The organism is Candidatus Planktophila lacus (genome assembly GCF_002288325.1).
Lineage (GTDB): Bacteria > Actinomycetota > Actinomycetes > Nanopelagicales > Nanopelagicaceae > Planktophila > Planktophila lacus.
Genome location: NZ_CP016780.1, coordinates 1036720 through 1054220, shown reverse-complemented (window position 1 = coordinate 1054220; position 17501 = coordinate 1036720). Strand labels below are relative to the sequence as shown.

Below are 17501 nucleotides of genomic sequence, written 5' to 3'. Positions count from 1 at the left end.
GATTCATGCGAGAATTACAACTATGACAAAGAAGAGAGTTCTATCGGGCATCCAGCCCACCAGTGACTCCTTCCACCTGGGCAACTATCTCGGTGCGCTAAAGCAATGGGTCGAACTCCAGAGCGGCAATGATGCCTTCTACTGCATCGTCGATCTGCACGCCCTAACCGGTGATATCGATCCAGCGCTGCTTCGCAAAAGAACTCTCTCATCTGCGGCGCAGTTGATTGCCCTAGGAATTTCTCCAGAGAAATCTACGCTCTTTGTGCAATCACATGTTGCCGAACATAACCAACTCGGTTGGATTATGGAATGCATAGCAGGCTTTGGCGAAGCTAACCGCATGACCCAATTTAAAGATAAGTCAGCAAAAGGTGGGGCAGATACTGCGCGCGTAGGACTCTTTACCTACCCAATGTTGCAAGCTGCCGACATTCTGCTTTATCAAGCAGATCAAGTGCCTGTTGGAGAAGACCAACGTCAACACATCGAGTTAACTCGTGATTTAGCGATCCGATTTAATACAAAGTTTGGCGATACCTTCAAAATACCTGAGGGTTACATTTTGAAATCTGGATCTAAAATTTACGATCTACAAGAGCCAACAAATAAGATGAGCAAATCAGCAGGCTCTGTCGCAGGTGTTTTAGAAGTTATGGATACGCCAGAGGCCAATACCAAGAAGATTAAGAGCGCGACCACTGATGCTGGCCGCGAAGTTACCTTCGACGAAAAAGGCAAACCTGGCATCAGCAACTTGTTAACTATCCATTCAGCCCTTTCCGGAAAGAGCGTTTCTGAATTAGAGAATGAATTTGCCGGAAAAGGTTATGGAGACTTTAAAGGCGCGGTTGCCGAAGTAGTTGTTGAGTACCTACGTCCGATCCGCACTCAGGCGTTGGAACTTCTGCAGGATGAGGCTCATCTAATCAAGGTCCTTCACGATGGCGCTGATAAAGCGCGCGCCGTCGCCAGCGCAACTCTGGCGCAGACCTATAAAAATTTAGGCTTGGTTCTCTAATGAAGTTTCGTGCAGCGCTAGCGATAGCTGCAATCGGGCTTTCGATTTTTAGCGCTCCACAAGCCAGTGCAGCAGGCAATATCTGTATCGCTTATGACACTGGTGGGCCAGGAGATCGCTCATATAACGATGCAACGCTAGCGGGCGTTAAAAAGGCGCAGAGTCAGTACTCATTTACATTCGAAAGCGTTGTTACTGATGGCACCAACGCCGATCGCAGTAAGCGAATCCGCACACTCACTACCAAGAGTTGCACGACAATAATTGCAGTTGGCGGTCAATACGCAAAAATTATCGAACCGCTCGCAATTGAATTTCCAAATACCCAATTTGCCATTATCGGGGATGCCTCAATTCCTTCTTTAAATGTCACATCAATTATCTTCTCTGAGAACGAAGCGGCATTCTTAGCGGGTTATAGCGCAGCGCTAGCCACTAAAAGTGGCAAGGTAGCGATGGTAACTACGCCTTCAAATGCAGATGGTTATGAAAATGGATTTCTCCTTGGCGTTACAGCAGCAAAGAAGAACGTTAGGTCTTTTGTAAAGTACACCGCAACTGAATCTGTGGTCTCCGCAAAGGCGCTTATTACCCTAGGTATAGATGTCATCTACGATGCCACAACTGGATCAGCTGATGGTTTGTTTGAGGCGATAGTTAAGGCGAACACCTCAAAGAGTCGCAAGAAGAACGCCCCTGAAGTTAATTTGATTATTACCGAACCTGATCTTTATCTAAGCGTCACTCCTGCAACTTCGAAGTACCTTATTGCATCTGTTGTTAAGCGAGTGGATGTTGCAGTATCTGCGATTATCGGCAAAGCAGTTAACAACAGCCAACTCTCGGATGTTATTGATGCTAAAGCCGGCATCTACGGACACCGTTACGGAATTAGCGATAAAGGAATTGAAATAGTTATTAAATCTAAGCCGTTAGCTGCCCAAAGCGCAGCGATCAATGCGGCAGCGAGTGCAGCATATGCAAATTAATTGGGAGCATCTTAAAGAGCAGGCAACTGCGGCGATGAAGCAGGCCTATGCACCGTATTCAAAGTTTCCAGTAGGTGTTGCTGCACTTGTAGATGACGGTCGCATCGTGACCGGTTGCAACGTGGAAAATGCCAGTTATGGCCTCACTTTATGCGCAGAATGCGGCTTGGTTTCTTCACTTATTAACTCTGGTGGAGGACGCTTAATTGCATTTACCTGCGTTGATATCTCAGGGAACTTGTTAATGCCGTGTGGTCGCTGTCGCCAACTTCTTCAAGAACACGGCGGCTCAAAACTGCAATTGGCAACAGATGATGGCATCAAAACTCTCGCTGAACTATTGCCTTGGGCATTTGGCCCAGAAGAGATGGAAAAGCGTCTTGACTAGCAACTCTGTTGAACCGTTTGCCGCTGTAGAAATTATCGCTGCCAAACGCGATCGCAACGAACTTACCGATAAACAGATTGACTGGACAGTTGATGCCTATACCCGCGGAGTAATTGCTGACGAGCAAATGTCAGCTCTCCTGATGGCGATCTTGCTAAATGGCATGAACTCCCGCGAAATTTCACGCTGGACGACTGCGATGATTAACTCTGGCGAACGTATGAACTGGTCGATGCTTGATCGCCCAACTGCAGATAAACATTCAACTGGTGGCGTTGGCGACAAGATAACTCTTCCTTTGGCACCGCTAGTTGCTGCCTGTGGTGGTGCGGTTCCGCAACTTTCAGGACGCGGCCTTGGCCACACCGGCGGAACGCTCGATAAGCTCGAATCAATTCCCGGCTGGCGCGCCTCACTCTCCAATGAAGAGATGTTAAAAGTATTGCAAGACACTGGAGCAGTTATTTGCGCAGCAGGTGCTGGCCTTGCTCCGGCCGATAAGAAACTTTATGCACTGCGTGATGTAACAGCGACAGTTGAAGCGATCCCACTTATTGCTTCATCAATTATGTCTAAGAAGATTGCCGAAGGTACTTCAGCCCTTGTTTTAGATGTTAAGACCGGTAGCGGCGCATTTATGAGCGATCCGAAGCAAGCCGCCGAACTTGCACGCACCATGGTTCAACTTGGCATCGATGCTGGTGTGAAGACACGTGCTCTCGTTACGGCGATGGATGTTCCACTTGGGCTAACGGCCGGAAATGCCCTTGAAGTACGTGAATCTATTGAGGTTTTAGCTGGTGGGGGACCTGCAGATGTTGTTGAGTTAACCATTCTTTTGGCGCGCGAGATGATCGATGCCGCCGGAATTGTTGGAAAAGATCCTGCAGTTGCCCTGCAAGATGGTTCTGCGATGGATCATTGGCGCCGCATGATTGCCGCACAAGGCGGAGATCCAGATGCCAAACTGCCAGTTGCACGCGAACAACATGTAATCACCGCTCAAAATTCTGGAACGATGACCACGATGGATGCGATGAAAGTCGGCGTAAGTGCATGGCGCTTAGGCGCAGGCCGTTCTAAGCAAGGCGAGAAGGTGCAAGCAGGTGCAGGTATCGAGATGCATGCCAAACCTGGAGATTATGTTCAGGCAGGTGCACCGCTACTTACTTTGCATACCGATGAACCAGCTAGATTTGAACGCGCCTTAGAAATTCTAGAAGGTGCAATTTCCATCAAGGAAGGTGGAACAGTAAATCGTCTGCCTCTAGTAATCGAGCGGATAGGTTAATGAGCACTTTAAATTTGATTCCAACCCCAGAACAAGTCAAGCGCTTACCTAAGGCTTTGCTGCACGATCACTTGGATGGGGGCCTTCGCCCGCAAACAATTATTGATATTGCCAAAGAGATTGGCCACGAACTCCCAACCTATGATGCAACAGAGTTGGCCGAGTGGTTCCGCGCATCATGTGATTCAGGTTCGCTAGTCCGCTATCTTGAAACCTTCGCGCACACTGTTGCAGTTATGCAGCGCCCTGCAGATATTGTGCGAGTTGCACGTGAATGCGTGATCGACTTAGCCGAAGATGGCGTTGTCTATGCCGAAATTCGCATGGCTCCCGAGTTGTTAACTGAAAAAGGTCTTACTCTTTCCCAAGCGATTGAAGCGATCTTGCAAGGTTTCCAAGAAGGCGAGAAAGAAGTTGCTAAAACTGGAGGCAAGGTTCGCGCAGTTCTGCTCCTGTGCGGAATGCGCCAGAATAAACTTTCGCAAGAAGTAGCTGAATTAGCAGTTAAATACCGCGATCGTGGCGTCGTTGGCTTCGATATCGCCGGCCCCGAAGATGGCTTTCCACCAAGTGATCAGTTAGATACCTTTGAATTCTTACGCCGCGAAAATGCTCACTTCACAATTCATGCGGGCGAGGCTTACGGACTTCCTTCAATCTGGGAAGCGATTCAACTCTGCGGTGCAGAACGTTTGGGTCACGGCGTACGAATCATCGACGATATTGACTTGAATCACACACCGGCTCGCCTTGGAAAACTGGCCGCCTATGTTCGTGATCGTCGCATTCCTTTGGAAATGTGTCCTTCTTCAAATATTCAAACAGGTGCTGCTGCAAACTTTGCAGATCACCCAATCGGAGATCTCGCCAAACTTCGCTTCCGTGTAACAGTTAATACCGACAACCGTTTAATGTCAGCAACTTCGATGACCCGCGAAATGAACGAGTTGGTTAAAGCCTTTAACTGGAGTTTCTTAGATCTGCAGCGCGTGACTATCAATGCGCTAAAGAGCGCATTTATTCCATTTGAAGAGCGTCTGGCGATTATCGATGAGATCGTAAAGCCAGGTTTTGCAAAGATTTCTGCTGAATAAGAGTTAAACCCCGATTGGGTGCCAGACCGTCTTTGCTTCCATAAATGCATAGATACGATTTGGGGTCTGGGCATCGTCAAAATGATGGATCCGCTTTAGATTTTCAGCGCCTGCTTCTTTAAGTGCGGTGCGCTTCTTCTTATCGATTCCAGATATATCCATGCCATCGATATCCATATGTGATGCCGCCCAAGGAGCAAGCTCGTCATGTGAACCAGTAAGGATATTTATAACTCCATGAGGTAGATCGCTAGTCGCTAAAACTTCGGCAAAGGTCATCGCCGGAACCGCTGATGCACCAGGCACTAGGGCGATAACTGAATTACCAGATGTAATAACTGGCGCGATGGAATCGATAAAGGCTAAGAATTCATCTTTTGGCGCAACTGCAATAACGCCTTGCGCTTCAGGGATAGTGAAGTTGTAATAAGGGCCAGCAACTGGGTTTGTTGAGCCAAATGCTGCAGCCAACTTATCGCTCCAGCCGGCATACCAAACCCAACGATCGATCGCAGCCATAAGTTGCTCATGCGCCTTCTTGGGAGTTACGCCAGATGTGGCAGAAATTTCGTTGGCAATCTGATCTGCGCGACCTTCGAGCATCTCTGCAATGCGATAGAGAATTTGTCCGCGGTTGTAGGCAGTTGCTTTTGCCCAACCAATCTGTGCAGCGCGCGCGGCAACAACTGCATCGCGTAGATCTTTACGTGATGCCAGCGCAGGATTAGCGATGAAAGTTCCCTTTGCATCGGTTACTTCGTAGATGCGCCCTGATTCACTACGTGGGAAAGCGCCATTGATGTAGAGCTTGTAAGTCTTCTTCACTTCAAGACGTGACATTTACTTTCCCTCCTTCAGATAAGAAGCCAGGCCATGTTTTCCGCCTTCGCGTCCCCAGCCGGATTCTTTATATCCACCAAATGGTGATGTTGGATCAAATTTGTTAAAGGTATTGGCCCAGATAACGCCGGCGCGTAGTTGTTGAGTGGCCCAAAGAATTCGCGAGCCTTTCTCACTCCATACGCCTGCAGATAACCCAAATGGAGTGTTATTTGCTTTTTCGATCGCCTCTTGTGGCGTGCGGAAAGTGAGAATAGAAAGTACTGGTCCAAAGATCTCTTCGCGCGCGATGCGGTGGGCTTGCGTAACACCGGTAAAGATAGTTGGTGCAAACCAGAAACCTTTATCGGATAAGTTGCAAGCCGGGCTCCAGCGTTCGGCGCCTTCAGAATCTCCTGCTGCAGATAACTCATGAATCTTTGCTAACTGCTCGCGTGAGTTAATTGCGCCAAGATCAGTGTTCTTATCTAATGGATCTCCTACGCGAATCTTTGACATGCGAGCCTTTAACTTTTCGGTAATTTCATCTGCGATACCTTCTTGCAAGATCAAACGTGATCCAGCACAGCAGACATGTCCCTGATTAAAGAAAATACCGTTAACAATGCCTTCGACCGTCTCATCGACAGGGGCGTCATCAAAGACGATATTTGCGCCTTTTCCGCCTAGTTCAAGGGTGGCTTTCTTATTGGTGCCGGCGATGGCGCGAGCAATCTTCTTGCCGACTTCAGTAGAACCAGTAAATGCGATCTTGTGGATGCCAGGGTGGTTAACGATCGCAGATCCTGTAGATCCATCGCCAGTAACAATGTTTACAACGCCATTTGGAAGTTCAGCTTGTTGGCAAACCTCAGCAAATAAAAGTGCGGTCAGCGAGGTTGTCTCAGCAGGTTTTAACACAACGGTATTTCCAGTTGCAAGAGCTGGCGCTACCTTCCAGGCCAACATCAATAACGGGAAGTTCCAAGGAATTATCTGGCCGGCGACTCCATGTGGCTTTGGTGACTTACCCATGCCGGCGTAATCTAATTTATCGGCCCATCCGGCGTGATAAAAGAAGTGCGCGGCAACTAACGGAATATCGATATCGCGGGTTTCGCGAATTGGCTTACCGTTATCTAGAGTTTCAAGGACTGCAAATTCGCGGGCGCGCTCTTGCAAGATGCGCGCTATGCGATACAGGTACTTACCGCGTTCTTTGCCAGATAGTTTTGACCAAGTCTTTGTGTAGGCCTTCTGCGCAGCAATAACTGCCTTATCTACATCACTGGCGTTTCCGAGAGCGATCTGGCTAAGCACTTCTTCAGTTGCTGGGTTAATTGTGGCAAAGTGATTGCGCCCATTAACAAATTTGCCATCTATGAAGTGTCCGTACTTCGGTTTAATCGAAACGATTGCGCGAGACTCGGGTGCTGGTGCATATTCTAAAGTCATGACTGATCCTTTGCGCCTTCTCTTAATCGATCGTTACGTAGTTAGGGCTAGCGTAGTAGCCATCATCCATTTTCATGCGTTGCATCAAAAGGTCGTTTAAAAGAGCGCTGGCTCCAATGCGGAAAAACTCTGGTGTTAGCCATTCTGGGCCCGCGGTCTCATTAACGAGAACTAACTGCTTGATCGCATCTTTAGTATTTCTAATTCCGCCGGCAGGCTTTACTCCGATACGGCGATTTGTCATCGCATAGAAATCACGGACCGCCTCTAACATCACAAGGACAACTGGGGGAGTGGCGGCAGGTGCGACCTTTCCCGTTGAAGTCTTGATGAAATCTGCGCCAGCGAGCATCGCTAGATACGAGGCTTTGCGAACATTGTCATAGGTAACTAATTCGCCAGTTTCAAAGATAACCTTTAGATGCGCACGATCACCGCAAACTTCGCGGATCTTTACGATCTCATCAAAAACCAGCCCAAATTTGCCCGATAAGAAAGCGCCACGATCGATCACCATATCTATTTCGGCCGCGCCAGCATCGATCGCATCTTGGGTATCTTGGATCTTAACTTCCATCGATGCGCGACCTGATGGGAATGCAGTTGAGACAGCAGCAACTGGAACGTGCTTGCCGCCGATCGCATCTAAATGGGTTCGTGCAATCGAAACCATATCGTTGTAAACGCAGACCGCACCAACACTTGGAATCGTTAAATCAGTTGGATCAGGGCGTACCGCCTTTGTGCAAAGCGCGCGAACCTTTCCAGGGGTATCAGCACCTTCTAAAGTTGTTAGATCAACCATTGAAATGGCAGTGTCTATCGCCCAACGTTTGCTAGTTGTCTTGATGCTGCGAGTTGCCAACATGGCAGCGCGAGCTTCCGCGCCAACTTGGTCTACGCCAGGAAGTTGTGAGAGAAAGTTCTTAAGCGAACCTTCACTGCCATCGACTATTCCATAGAAGCTCATGCGAGAAAATCCTTAAGTGGTTGGCGCAATTGGTTCAAAAGATCGTTTGCCGACTTTTCATCTTTAGTTATGACCTCGATGTAGCACTTCATCTTTGCTTCAGTTCCGCTCGGACGGATAATGATGCGAATTCCTCCATCAAGCCAGATCCGTAACCCATCTGTTGGGGGAAGTCCATCTTTAGGCGCTGCCAAATCATCGATTGACGATACCGCACGGCCTGCAATTTCTGCAGGAGGGTTCTTACGCAATCCCGCCAGAAGTTCGGTAATGCGGGACATATCGCTAACTCGAATTGAGATTTGTTCAGTGCCATGGAAACCGTGACGAGCCCAAACCTCATTTAATAGATCTACGAGCGTTTTTCCGTCAGCGTTTAGATCAGTTGCAATTTGAGCTAAGAAAAGTGCTGCAGAAATGCCGTCCTTATCGTTAACAGTCTCAGAATCGACTGAGTAACCGATCGCTTCTTCGTAACCAAAGGCGAGATCTTCGATCTTGGCGAGCCATTTAAAGCCGGTTAAAACCTCTTTAAAGTCGATTACATAGTGAGCAGCAATCTTGCTCAGCGCCGATGAAGAGACGATCGAATTACCAAAGGCGCCGGTCTTTGTCTTATCTTGCACCATCGATCGCGCAATCCATTCTCCGAAGATTATGCCGAGTTCATCACCACGCAGCATTCGCCAGCCACCGCTTGGGCCATTTACTGCAGCAGCGCAGCGATCGGCATCCGGGTCATTGGCGATAACTAAATCGGCGCCAACTTGGCGCGCTTTTGCTAGCGCTAAATCAATCGCACCTGGTTCTTCTGGGTTTGGAAATGCCACAGTTGGGAAATCTGGATCAGGTTCTGCTTGTTCACTAACTAAAACCAAGTTGGGAAAGCCCGCTTTAGCAAATACCTTTTCTACAGTCTCAGTACCAACACCATGCATTGCGGTGTAAACAATTTTGAGAGAACCAGGTCGTGGCGCAAGTTTTGCTGTACGTGCAACGTATTTATCTACAACCACATCATTTAAGACAGTCCATGATTTACCTCTAGGTACAGCCTTGAGAGAGTTAACTAAATCAATCTCTTTTGCGATCAAGCCATCAGTTGGATTGATGATTTGTGATGCGGCGTATTCAATACCGTCGGCAGTTGGCCCGATATAAACCTTGTAGCCGTTATCTTGCGGTGGATTATGGCTAGCGGTGACCATAACGCCGAGATCACAGTTAAGTTCATGGGTAGCAAAAGCTAGTACTGGAGTTGGAAGTGGTCGCGGCAGGACAAATACCTCAAATCCTGCACCTGAAAATATCTGAGCAGATTCTTCTGTGAAATCTTCTGATCCGTAACGCGCATCGCGTCCAATTACCACGCGGCTGAGTCCGCGCTCTTTCATGTAAGCAACTAAACCGGCAGCGGTGCGCCCTACAACAGCGCGATTCATACATGAAGGACCAGGGCCAATAGGGCCACGTAAACCAGCGGTACCGAATTGGAGAAACCCTGCGAAATACTTTCTTAAAGTCGTTTCGTCGCCTGATTCAATAAGTTTCGATAACTCCGCTGCGGTCTTTGGATCTGGATCATCGGCTATCCAGGCTTGTACTTCGGCCAAAAGCTGCGCGTTCATAGCCCCAGCGTAACTGGATTAAATCAACTTGTGAATTGCGAGTTAGGAAAGGAAATTATGCATCAAGAATGTCGCACAAAACTGTGCCACTTGAAACAATTTCGCCAATAACCGCTTTTAGATTAGCGATTTTGCCTGCTTTGTGGGCAAGCAGTGGTTGCTCCATCTTCATCGCCTCTAAGACAATAACCAAGTCACCAATCTCAACAAGAGCGCCCTCTTCAACTGCAACTTTTACTACTGTTCCTTGCATTGGGCTTGCTAAACCTGATCCACCTGCACCGCTTACCTTTGATTCTTTAGCACGATGGCGCTTAACAACAGGTTCTGGCGTATGCAGTTTTACCTCGAAGCGTTTGCCATTTACTTCAGCAACTAAATGTTCTGCCGCTACCTTAGTTGTTACAGGAATAGGTGTGGCGGAAAATGCCGGGATATCGTTCTTAAATTCATTTTCAATATAACTTGTATAGACCTTGAATTCTTCTGTGTATGCCGGATCTTCCAGAATCGCGCGATGGAATGGGATTGCTGTTGCTAAACCATCCACTTCAAATTCTGCAAGTGCGCGACGTGCTCTCTCGATGGCTTGTTTACGCGTTGCGCCAGTGACGATCAACTTCGCTAGAAGTGAATCAAAGTTGCCACCGATTGTGTCGCCTTTCTTAAATCCCGCATCAACGCGTACTCCAGGACCAGAGGGTAAATTCCATTGTGTTATTTGACCTGGGGCTGGCAGGAATGAACGTCCTGGATCTTCGCCGTTGATTCGAAATTCAAGAGAATGGCCACGAATTTCTGGATCCGTGAAACCAAGTTTCTCGCCCATCGCAATTCTAAATTGTTCACGTACCAAGTCGATTCCAGTTACTTCTTCGCTGACTGGGTGTTCGACTTGCAGGCGCGTATTAACCTCTAGGAAGGAGATAGTTCCATCCGCGCCAACTAAGAATTCGCAGGTACCGGCACCCACATAGCCAGCCTCTTTCATGATCGCTTTACTTGAGCGGTAGAGCTCTTCATTCTGCGCATCAGTTAAGAATGGAGCGGGCGCTTCTTCTACAAGCTTTTGATGGCGGCGTTGCAGCGAACAGTCACGCGTACTAACAACTACTGCGTTTCCATGTTGATCAACTAAGACTTGGGTTTCTACGTGACGAGGCTTATCCAAGTAGCGTTCTACAAAGCATTCGCCGCGTCCGAAACCAGCAATAGCCTCACGAACAGCAGATGCAAATAGTTCAGGAATTTCTTCCATGGTGTGCGCAACCTTTAATCCACGACCTCCACCACCGAAAGCTGCCTTAATTGCGACAGGTAAGCCATGTTCTTTTGCAAAGGCGGTGACTTCTTCCGCACCTGCCACAGGATCTTTAGTTCCGGCGACTAGCGGTGCTCCTGCTTTGGCAGCGATTCGTCGCGCTGAAACCTTGTCACCTAACGCGCTAATCGCGGCAGGAGGTGGGCCGATCCAAATCAATCCAGCGTCAATAACTGCTTGTGCAAAATCTGCTCGCTCTGAAAGGAATCCATATCCTGGATGAACCGCATCTGCTCCAGAAGACTTTGCTGCAGCGATAATCTTTGAAATATCTAAATAAGTTTGAGTTGCAGTAACGCCATTTAGCGAGAAGGCAAAGTCAGCGCTCTTAACGTGTAGGGCATCGCGGTCTTCCTCGGCGTAAACAGCGACGCTCTCAATTCCATGATCACGGCAAGCGCGAATAACGCGTAGCGCGATTTCGCCACGGTTAGCAATTAGAACGCGTTTCATCGCATCTCCTTAACTTCTGGCCAAGAGTATCCAAGTTGTGACATTGCAGATCGTAAGAACGGCATTGATAGCCCGACCACATTTGTGTAATCGCCTTCGATAACAGGAATAAATGGCGAACCAAAACCATCTAGAGTAAAACCACCTGCAACTTGAAGCGGTTCTCCGGATGCTATGTAATCCTCGATCTCGTGATCGGTTAACTCTGAAAAAGTCACCTTTGTTGTAACTCGATCTGCTATTTCTCGTCCCTGAGCGGTATCGATAATGCAGTGGCCGGTATGTAGCAAACCTGATCGACCGCTAATTTTCTTGGCGCGTTCGCGGGCTATATCTGGAGTTCCTGGCTTTCCGAATGAGACGCCATCAACATCAAAAGTTGAATCGCACCCAATTATCAGCGCGGGGTAATCAATCTGCTCGCGAACTGTGTGAGCTTTCGTCACGGCTAGCGCAATAACCATGTCAGCCGGTGACATCGCGTTAAAGAAAACGGTTTCTTCATCTACGTTGCTAACGATGATCGTCGGATTAATTCCAGCGCCCTCCAGCAAGCGGCGGCGCGAAGTTGATTGTGAAGCAAGAACTATCTTTGGCATTAGTGAGATTTTCTCCGGGCACCAAAGGTGATCTGATGGGGAAGTGGTTGGCGCAATTGTGGCAGACCAAAGACGCTGCGCTTAATTACTGGAACCAAATTCTGAATCTTATGGTGATCAATTGCAGCCTTTAGAGCAAGCAATTCCTCATCAGTTGGATTGCCAGATGTGATTGTAAATTTCATTAGAGCGGAATATTCCCATGCTTGCGTGCCGGCAAAGTATCGCGCTTAGTCTTTAAAGTACGGAAGGCTTTGGTTATGTAGGCTCGTGATTGATGAGGCTCAATTACGCTATCGATGGTGCCGCGCTCTGCGGCTGCATATGGATTAGATAGCGTCTCGGTGTAATCAGAAACTAGCTCTGCACGAACCTTCTCTGGATCTTTAGCATCGGCAATCTCTTTGCGGTACAAGATATTTACCGCACCTTGTGCGCCCATAACTGCGATTTCCGCACTCGGCCATGCAAAGTTAATATCGCTACCCAAATACTTTGAACCCATAACGATAAAAGCTCCACCGTAGGCTTTGCGGGTAATCAAAGTAACTAGCGGAACTGATGCTTCAGCGTATGCATAAAGCAACTTTGCGCCACGGCGAATGATTCCGTTCCACTCTTGTTCGGTGCCAGGTAAGAATCCAGGAACATCTACCAAGGTAAGAATTGGAATATTAAAGGCATCGCAGAAGCGTAAGAAGCGCGCTGCTTTTTCACTGGAATTGATATCTAAAGTGCCGGCAAGTTGCGAAGGTTGGTTGGCAATAATGCCAACTGATTCGCCTTCAATGCGCGCAAAGCCGACGACGATATTTGGCGCATACAAAGCGTGCACTTCTAAGAACTCTCCCTCATCAACCAGAGTGGTGATCAGAGTCTTCATATCGTATGGCTGGTTAGGGCTATCTGGAATCAAGGTATTTAGCGCAGCATCTGCCGCGTTTTCATCTAGGTTCTGAGTTGGAGGAAGATGCGGTGAGCCATCCATATTGTTAGATGGCAGATATGAAAGAAGTGCCTTCACATAATCAATAGCATCTGCTTCGCTATCAGCTAGGTAATGAGCATTTCCGGAACGCGTATTGTGAGTAAATGCGCCACCGAGTTCTTCCATATCGACATCTTCACCAGTAACCGTTTTGATTACATCAGGACCTGTAATAAACATATGAGAAGTCTCATTAACCATTACCGTGAAATCCGTTAAGGCAGGCGAATAAGCAGAACCACCGGCGCAAGGCCCAAGAATTAAAGAGATCTGAGGGATAACTCCAGAAGAACGGGTATTTAAACGGAAGATTTTTCCATATCCATTAAGCGATGCCACGCCTTCTTGAATACGGGCTCCACCAGAGTCATTTATTCCAATTAATGGGATACCGCTCTTAAGTGCAAACTCAGCGATCTTTACAATTTTTTCGGCATGAACTTCACCAAGACTTCCACCCATAACGGTGAAATCTTGTGAGTAAAGCGCGATTGGACGCCCATCAACTGTGGCAGTTCCGATTACAACACCATCTCCATAGGGACGGTTCTTCTCCATTCCAAATTGCGTAGAACGGTGGCGCGCAAATTCATCGATCTCGGTAAAGGAGTCAGCATCGACCAGTAGATCAATACGCTCACGAGCAGTTAACTTTCCTTTGGCATGCTGCTTTTCAACGGCGCGCGCTGATCCGGCATGGACCGCTTCCTCGACACGAAGTCGGAGATCTTCAATTTTTCCTGAAGTTGTATGCAGATCTGGGCTCATGGCTCTACGGTACTAGTCGTGGGTAGCCAAGCGCCAAGAGCGCCACTTAATAAGTCGATCATCGACGCAAATATTTCGCAGTACTGGCGGGTAAGCGTGGTTGATCTCACTGCATCCACACAAAGCGATCTTGCAGAGTTAGTTAACTCTTCAGTAGCAAAATCTGGTGAAGTAATTGCTGCAGAATTTCAAAGTAATGGACGCGGTCGCCTAGATAGAACATTCGAAGCGCCGCCAAAGAGCGCGCTCTTATTCTCTCTTTACGTTGCACCGAAGCGTGCTCGCAGCGATTGGAGTTTTATCTCTTTCTTAGCCGCTCTCGCCATGCGCGAAGTTATTTCAAAAGATATTAAAGATAAAGTCTCGCTAAAATGGCCTAACGATATTTTGATTGGCGACAGGAAAGTTGCGGGCTTGCTTGCGCAACAAATCGGCGATGGAGTAATTGTCGGAATTGGGCTAAATGTTGCAATGAGCGCTGATGAACTTCCGGTTCCAACTGCGACATCACTGGCGCTGGCTGGATCAAATAATTTAGATCGCAATTTATTGCTCAGCGCTTTCTTAAATCGCTTTGCAGATATCTTCGAAGCGTGGGATTCCGGAGGTGACTTTCTAGAAAAGTATCGCCAGGTAAGTTCGACTATCGGTCGCCAAGTACGAGTTGAAGTGCTTGGGCGAGATTCAATTGAGGCAGAAGCGGTAGCAATCACCGCACAGGGCGCGCTAATTCTTAGCGATGGCACTGAAGTTAACGTCGGAGATGTAGTTCATCTACGATAGTGACGTGAACGAGCGCTTCCCGACTGTCGGCATCATCGGCGCTGGCCAACTCGCTCGAATGACCGTAGCTCCGGCAGAAGCACTTGGAGTTAATCTCTTACTTTTTGCAGAAAGCGACCAAGATAGCGCTGCCCAAATTGCGCCGCATGTAGTCGGTGATTACCGCGACCTCGAAGCGCTAAAGGATTTCGCTAAGAAATGCGATTTCGTGACCTTTGAACACGAGCTAGTTCCAATCGCGGTAATAAAAGGGTTAGAAGCAGCTGGAGTAAAAGTTTTCCCAACTTCAGACTCTTTTCAGTATTCGCAAAATAAGGCGTTAATGCGCCAGCGACTAACTGAATATCCAGCGCCGAAGTGGAAGTTAATCAACGATGGCGATAACTTGTTAGATTTCCCATTTATCGCCAAGAGCATCAGCGGGGGGTATGACGGCCGTGGGGTTTGGAAGATAAAGAACCACGATGATTTAGATGAGGTATTAAACGAGATTCCTCAGTTGTTAATTGAGGAGCTAGTTGAATTCGATTTTGAGATTGCAGTAATGGTTGCACGTTCAGCGCATAGCCAAGCAGTTACGTGGGCGCCAACCCAAACCATTCAATCTGATGGGATCTGCACCAGCACAATTTCACCAGCTCCTAAACTTTCTCTCGATCTCGCCGAGAAAGCACAACACTTAGCCCTCTCGATTGCAAACGACCTAGCCTTAATTGGGGTTATGGCAGTTGAGATGTTTGTTAAGGGCGAACAATTGTTTATTAACGAGCTTGCCATGCGCCCACATAACTCTGGCCACTGGACTATCGAAGGCGCAAAGACCAGCCAATTTGAACAACACTTGCGCGCTATTCTCGATCTTCCGTTGGGAGATCCTTCAATGGTTGCCCCTTACGCAGTTATGGGAAATATCTTAGGCGGAGATAAAACAGATATGTTCCGGCCTTACCTACATTTAATGGCACGTAATCCGGATCTGAAGTTCCATCAATATAAGAAAGAGATCCGCAAAGGGCGAAAAGTTGGCCACGTTACCGTTGTCGGCGAAAACCTTCTAGAATTAACTGAAGTTATCGCCCACGCGCGCGACTATATGAGCGGAGAAATCGATGAGTGATGTAGCAATCATCATGGGATCAGATTCTGATTGGCCGGTAATGGAAGAAGCGGCGAAGGCCCTTGATTCATTTGGAATTAGTTACACCGCCGATGTTGTCTCAGCCCATCGCATGCCAGAAGAAATGGTTGAGTTTGCAAAGAATGCAGCGACAAAGGGTTACAAGGTAATCATCGCTGGTGCAGGTGGGGCCGCACATTTACCTGGAATGGTCGCCTCGCTTACAACGCTTCCAGTAATCGGTGTTCCAGTCTCGCTTAAGAATTTAGAAGGTATGGACTCACTGCTATCAATCGTTCAGATGCCAGCAGGGATTCCAGTTGCAACTGTAGGAATCGATAACGCCAAGAACGCCGGAATTCTCGCTGCGCGAATCCTAGGAGTAAGTGATTCTGAAATTTCAGCAAAAGTTGCTTTAAATCTCGCCGAAATAAATAAGGAAGCTAAAGCAAAGGGCGCAAATTTAAACGCACGACGAAATACAAAAACTGGTTTTTAACTCTTAATCTGAGCGACCGAGAGCGTGAACGCGCCAACCTGCTGCGCGCCATTTATCGCGATCCAGGGCGTTGCGGCCATCAATCAGGAATTTAGATTTAACGAGTTGACCGATTACTGATGGATCTAGTTCGCGGTACTCCTTCCACTCTGTTAAGTGGAGGATGGCATCGGCGCCTTTAACGCAATCGGTAACTTTCTCGGCGAAATCTAGGTTTGGGAAACGCTTACGTGCAGGCTCAATTCCCTTTGGATCATGGACAACAACTGTGGCACCTGCTGCTTGAAGTTGTGCAGCGATATCAAGTGCGGGGGAGTCACGAACATCATCGCTATCGGGCTTAAATGTCGCACCGAGTACTGCAATTTTATATTGCGTTAAATCTTCAGAAAGATCAGCACGCACAACATCGATTACACGCTGACGTGCACGTAGGTTGATTGCATCAATCTCTCGCAAGAATTCGAGCGCTTGATCAGCGCCAAGTTCTTGCGCGCGCGCCATAAAGGCACGGATATCTTTTGGCAGACATCCGCCACCAAAACCAATACCTGCCTGCAAGAAGCGATTTCCAATTCGTGGGTCGTAACCAATGGCTTTAGCAAGCACAGTGACATCTCCACCGGCTGCTTCACAAACTTCAGCCATAGCGTTGATAAATGAAATCTTCGTTGCCAGAAATGAGTTTGCTGCAACCTTTACAAGTTCCGCGGTTGGAAGATCGGCGCGAATCCATGGGGTTCCAAGATCGATGATCGGTTTGTATACCTCTTTGAGAATCTCTTCAGCACGATCGTTAACCACACCAACCACGAGGCGGTTAGGGGTCAAAGTGTCTTCTACTGCAAAACCTTCACGAAGAAATTCTGGGTTCCAAGCTAAATCAGCCTGTGGTGCAGAAGTTGCCAAAATATCGCGCAGCGATTGGGCGGTGCCCACCGGAACTGTTGATTTACCAACAACGAGTGCGCCATCTTTTAAGTGTGGCGCGATCGCTGCAACGGAAGATTTCACATATGTTAAATCGGCGGCAAGGCCATCTTTACTCTGCGGTGTTCCCACGCAGATAAAGTGAACGTCGGCATCAGCAACTGCTGAAAAATCTGTTGTAAATGAGAGTCGGCCGGTCTTCATCTCTGCTGCGAGCAAGGTATCTAAGCCTGGTTCATAGAAAGGAAGTTCGCCACGAGAGAGTAGATCTACCTTGTGCTGGTCGGTATCAACGCCAACAACTTCAAAGCCAAGTGATGACATACATGCTGCGTGAGTAGCTCCGAGATAGCCACAACCAATAACTGAGAGTTTCATAGGGTTTTAG

The 17501-nt window shown here is 48.0% G+C and carries 17 protein-coding genes; 8 read left to right on the top strand and 9 right to left on the bottom strand.

Annotation, left to right across the window (positions count from 1 at the left end; all coding sequences use genetic code 11):
- Positions 1-22: 22 nt before the first annotated feature.
- Genes trpS through A1sIIB106_RS05300 form a run of 5 tightly spaced genes read left to right on the top strand, consistent with a single transcriptional unit; the run spans position 23 to position 4783 of the window.
- A complete protein-coding gene (trpS, locus tag A1sIIB106_RS05320) occupies positions 23-1021 on the top strand; it encodes a tryptophan--tRNA ligase (protein ID WP_095671461.1) in 999 nt (332 codons plus the stop codon).
- Positions 1021-2010 carry a BMP family ABC transporter substrate-binding protein gene (locus tag A1sIIB106_RS05315; RefSeq protein WP_095671460.1) on the top strand — a complete coding sequence of 330 codons (990 nt, stop codon included), beginning with the start codon at positions 1021-1023 and terminating at the stop codon, positions 2008-2010. Before trpS ends, A1sIIB106_RS05315 begins: the two co-directional genes overlap by 1 nt.
- Positions 2000-2398, top strand: coding sequence for a cytidine deaminase (locus tag A1sIIB106_RS05310; protein ID WP_095671459.1), 399 nt, complete (start codon positions 2000-2002; stop codon positions 2396-2398). The genes A1sIIB106_RS05315 and A1sIIB106_RS05310 overlap by 11 nt, the downstream gene beginning before the upstream one ends.
- A complete protein-coding gene (locus tag A1sIIB106_RS05305; RefSeq protein WP_095671458.1) occupies positions 2391-3689 on the top strand; it encodes a thymidine phosphorylase in 1299 nt (432 codons plus the stop codon). The genes A1sIIB106_RS05310 and A1sIIB106_RS05305 overlap by 8 nt, the downstream gene beginning before the upstream one ends.
- On the top strand, positions 3689-4783 hold the full coding sequence (locus A1sIIB106_RS05300; protein ID WP_095671457.1) for an adenosine deaminase: 1095 nt from the start codon (positions 3689-3691) through the stop codon (positions 4781-4783). Before A1sIIB106_RS05305 ends, A1sIIB106_RS05300 begins: the two co-directional genes overlap by 1 nt.
- A 3-nt stretch (positions 4784-4786) precedes the next feature.
- On the opposite strand, the gene A1sIIB106_RS05295 is transcribed toward A1sIIB106_RS05300, so the two are convergent.
- From A1sIIB106_RS05295 to A1sIIB106_RS05260, 8 genes are read right to left on the bottom strand one after another with little or no spacing between them, the layout of a single operon-like run.
- Positions 4787-5623: an aldehyde dehydrogenase family protein gene (locus tag A1sIIB106_RS05295; protein ID WP_095671456.1), complete on the bottom strand. Its 837-nt coding sequence runs from the start codon at positions 5621-5623 to the stop codon at positions 4787-4789.
- A complete protein-coding gene (locus tag A1sIIB106_RS05290; protein WP_095671455.1) occupies positions 5624-7057 on the bottom strand; it encodes an aldehyde dehydrogenase family protein in 1434 nt (477 codons plus the stop codon). It abuts the gene before it with no gap.
- A gap of 22 nt (positions 7058-7079) precedes the next feature.
- Entirely contained in the window at positions 7080-8027 is a 948-nt protein-coding gene (gene deoC / locus A1sIIB106_RS05285; RefSeq protein ID WP_095671454.1) for a deoxyribose-phosphate aldolase, read from the bottom strand.
- The gene (locus A1sIIB106_RS05280) at positions 8024-9655 is read right to left on the bottom strand and encodes a phospho-sugar mutase (protein ID WP_095677612.1); all 1632 of its coding nucleotides are present in this window, start codon (positions 9653-9655) and stop codon (positions 8024-8026) included. The genes deoC and A1sIIB106_RS05280 overlap by 4 nt, the downstream gene beginning before the upstream one ends.
- A 55-nt stretch (positions 9656-9710) precedes the next feature.
- On the bottom strand, positions 9711-11429 hold the full coding sequence (locus A1sIIB106_RS05275; protein WP_095671452.1) for an acetyl/propionyl/methylcrotonyl-CoA carboxylase subunit alpha: 1719 nt from the start codon (positions 11427-11429) through the stop codon (positions 9711-9713).
- A complete protein-coding gene (locus tag A1sIIB106_RS05270; protein WP_095671451.1) occupies positions 11426-12028 on the bottom strand; it encodes a Maf family protein in 603 nt (200 codons plus the stop codon). The genes A1sIIB106_RS05275 and A1sIIB106_RS05270 overlap by 4 nt, the downstream gene beginning before the upstream one ends.
- Entirely contained in the window at positions 12028-12213 is a 186-nt protein-coding gene (locus tag A1sIIB106_RS05265) for an acyl-CoA carboxylase subunit epsilon (RefSeq protein ID WP_095671450.1), read from the bottom strand. The genes A1sIIB106_RS05270 and A1sIIB106_RS05265 overlap by 1 nt, the downstream gene beginning before the upstream one ends.
- Positions 12213-13784 carry an acyl-CoA carboxylase subunit beta gene (locus A1sIIB106_RS05260; RefSeq protein ID WP_095671449.1) on the bottom strand — a complete coding sequence of 524 codons (1572 nt, stop codon included), beginning with the start codon at positions 13782-13784 and terminating at the stop codon, positions 12213-12215. Before A1sIIB106_RS05260 ends, A1sIIB106_RS05265 begins: the two co-directional genes overlap by 1 nt.
- Between A1sIIB106_RS05260 and A1sIIB106_RS05255 the strand changes: the two genes are divergently transcribed.
- The 3 genes from A1sIIB106_RS05255 to purE are packed head-to-tail and all read left to right on the top strand — an operon-like array spanning position 13767 to position 16183.
- On the top strand, positions 13767-14567 hold the full coding sequence (locus A1sIIB106_RS05255) for a biotin--[acetyl-CoA-carboxylase] ligase (RefSeq protein WP_095671448.1): 801 nt from the start codon (positions 13767-13769) through the stop codon (positions 14565-14567). The two genes, A1sIIB106_RS05260 and A1sIIB106_RS05255, sit on opposite strands and share 18 nt — an antisense overlap.
- Before the next feature lie 4 nt (positions 14568-14571).
- The gene (locus A1sIIB106_RS05250) at positions 14572-15684 is read left to right on the top strand and encodes a 5-(carboxyamino)imidazole ribonucleotide synthase (protein WP_095671447.1); all 1113 of its coding nucleotides are present in this window, start codon (positions 14572-14574) and stop codon (positions 15682-15684) included.
- Positions 15677-16183 (top strand): 5-(carboxyamino)imidazole ribonucleotide mutase, encoded by a 507-nt coding sequence (purE, locus tag A1sIIB106_RS05245; RefSeq protein ID WP_095671446.1) that lies wholly within the window; start codon positions 15677-15679, stop codon positions 16181-16183. The genes A1sIIB106_RS05250 and purE overlap by 8 nt, the downstream gene beginning before the upstream one ends.
- 3 nt (positions 16184-16186) lie before the next feature.
- On the opposite strand, the gene A1sIIB106_RS05240 is transcribed toward purE, so the two are convergent.
- The gene (locus A1sIIB106_RS05240; RefSeq protein WP_095671445.1) at positions 16187-17491 is read right to left on the bottom strand and encodes a UDP-glucose dehydrogenase family protein; all 1305 of its coding nucleotides are present in this window, start codon (positions 17489-17491) and stop codon (positions 16187-16189) included.
- Positions 17492-17501 lie beyond the last annotated feature (10 nt).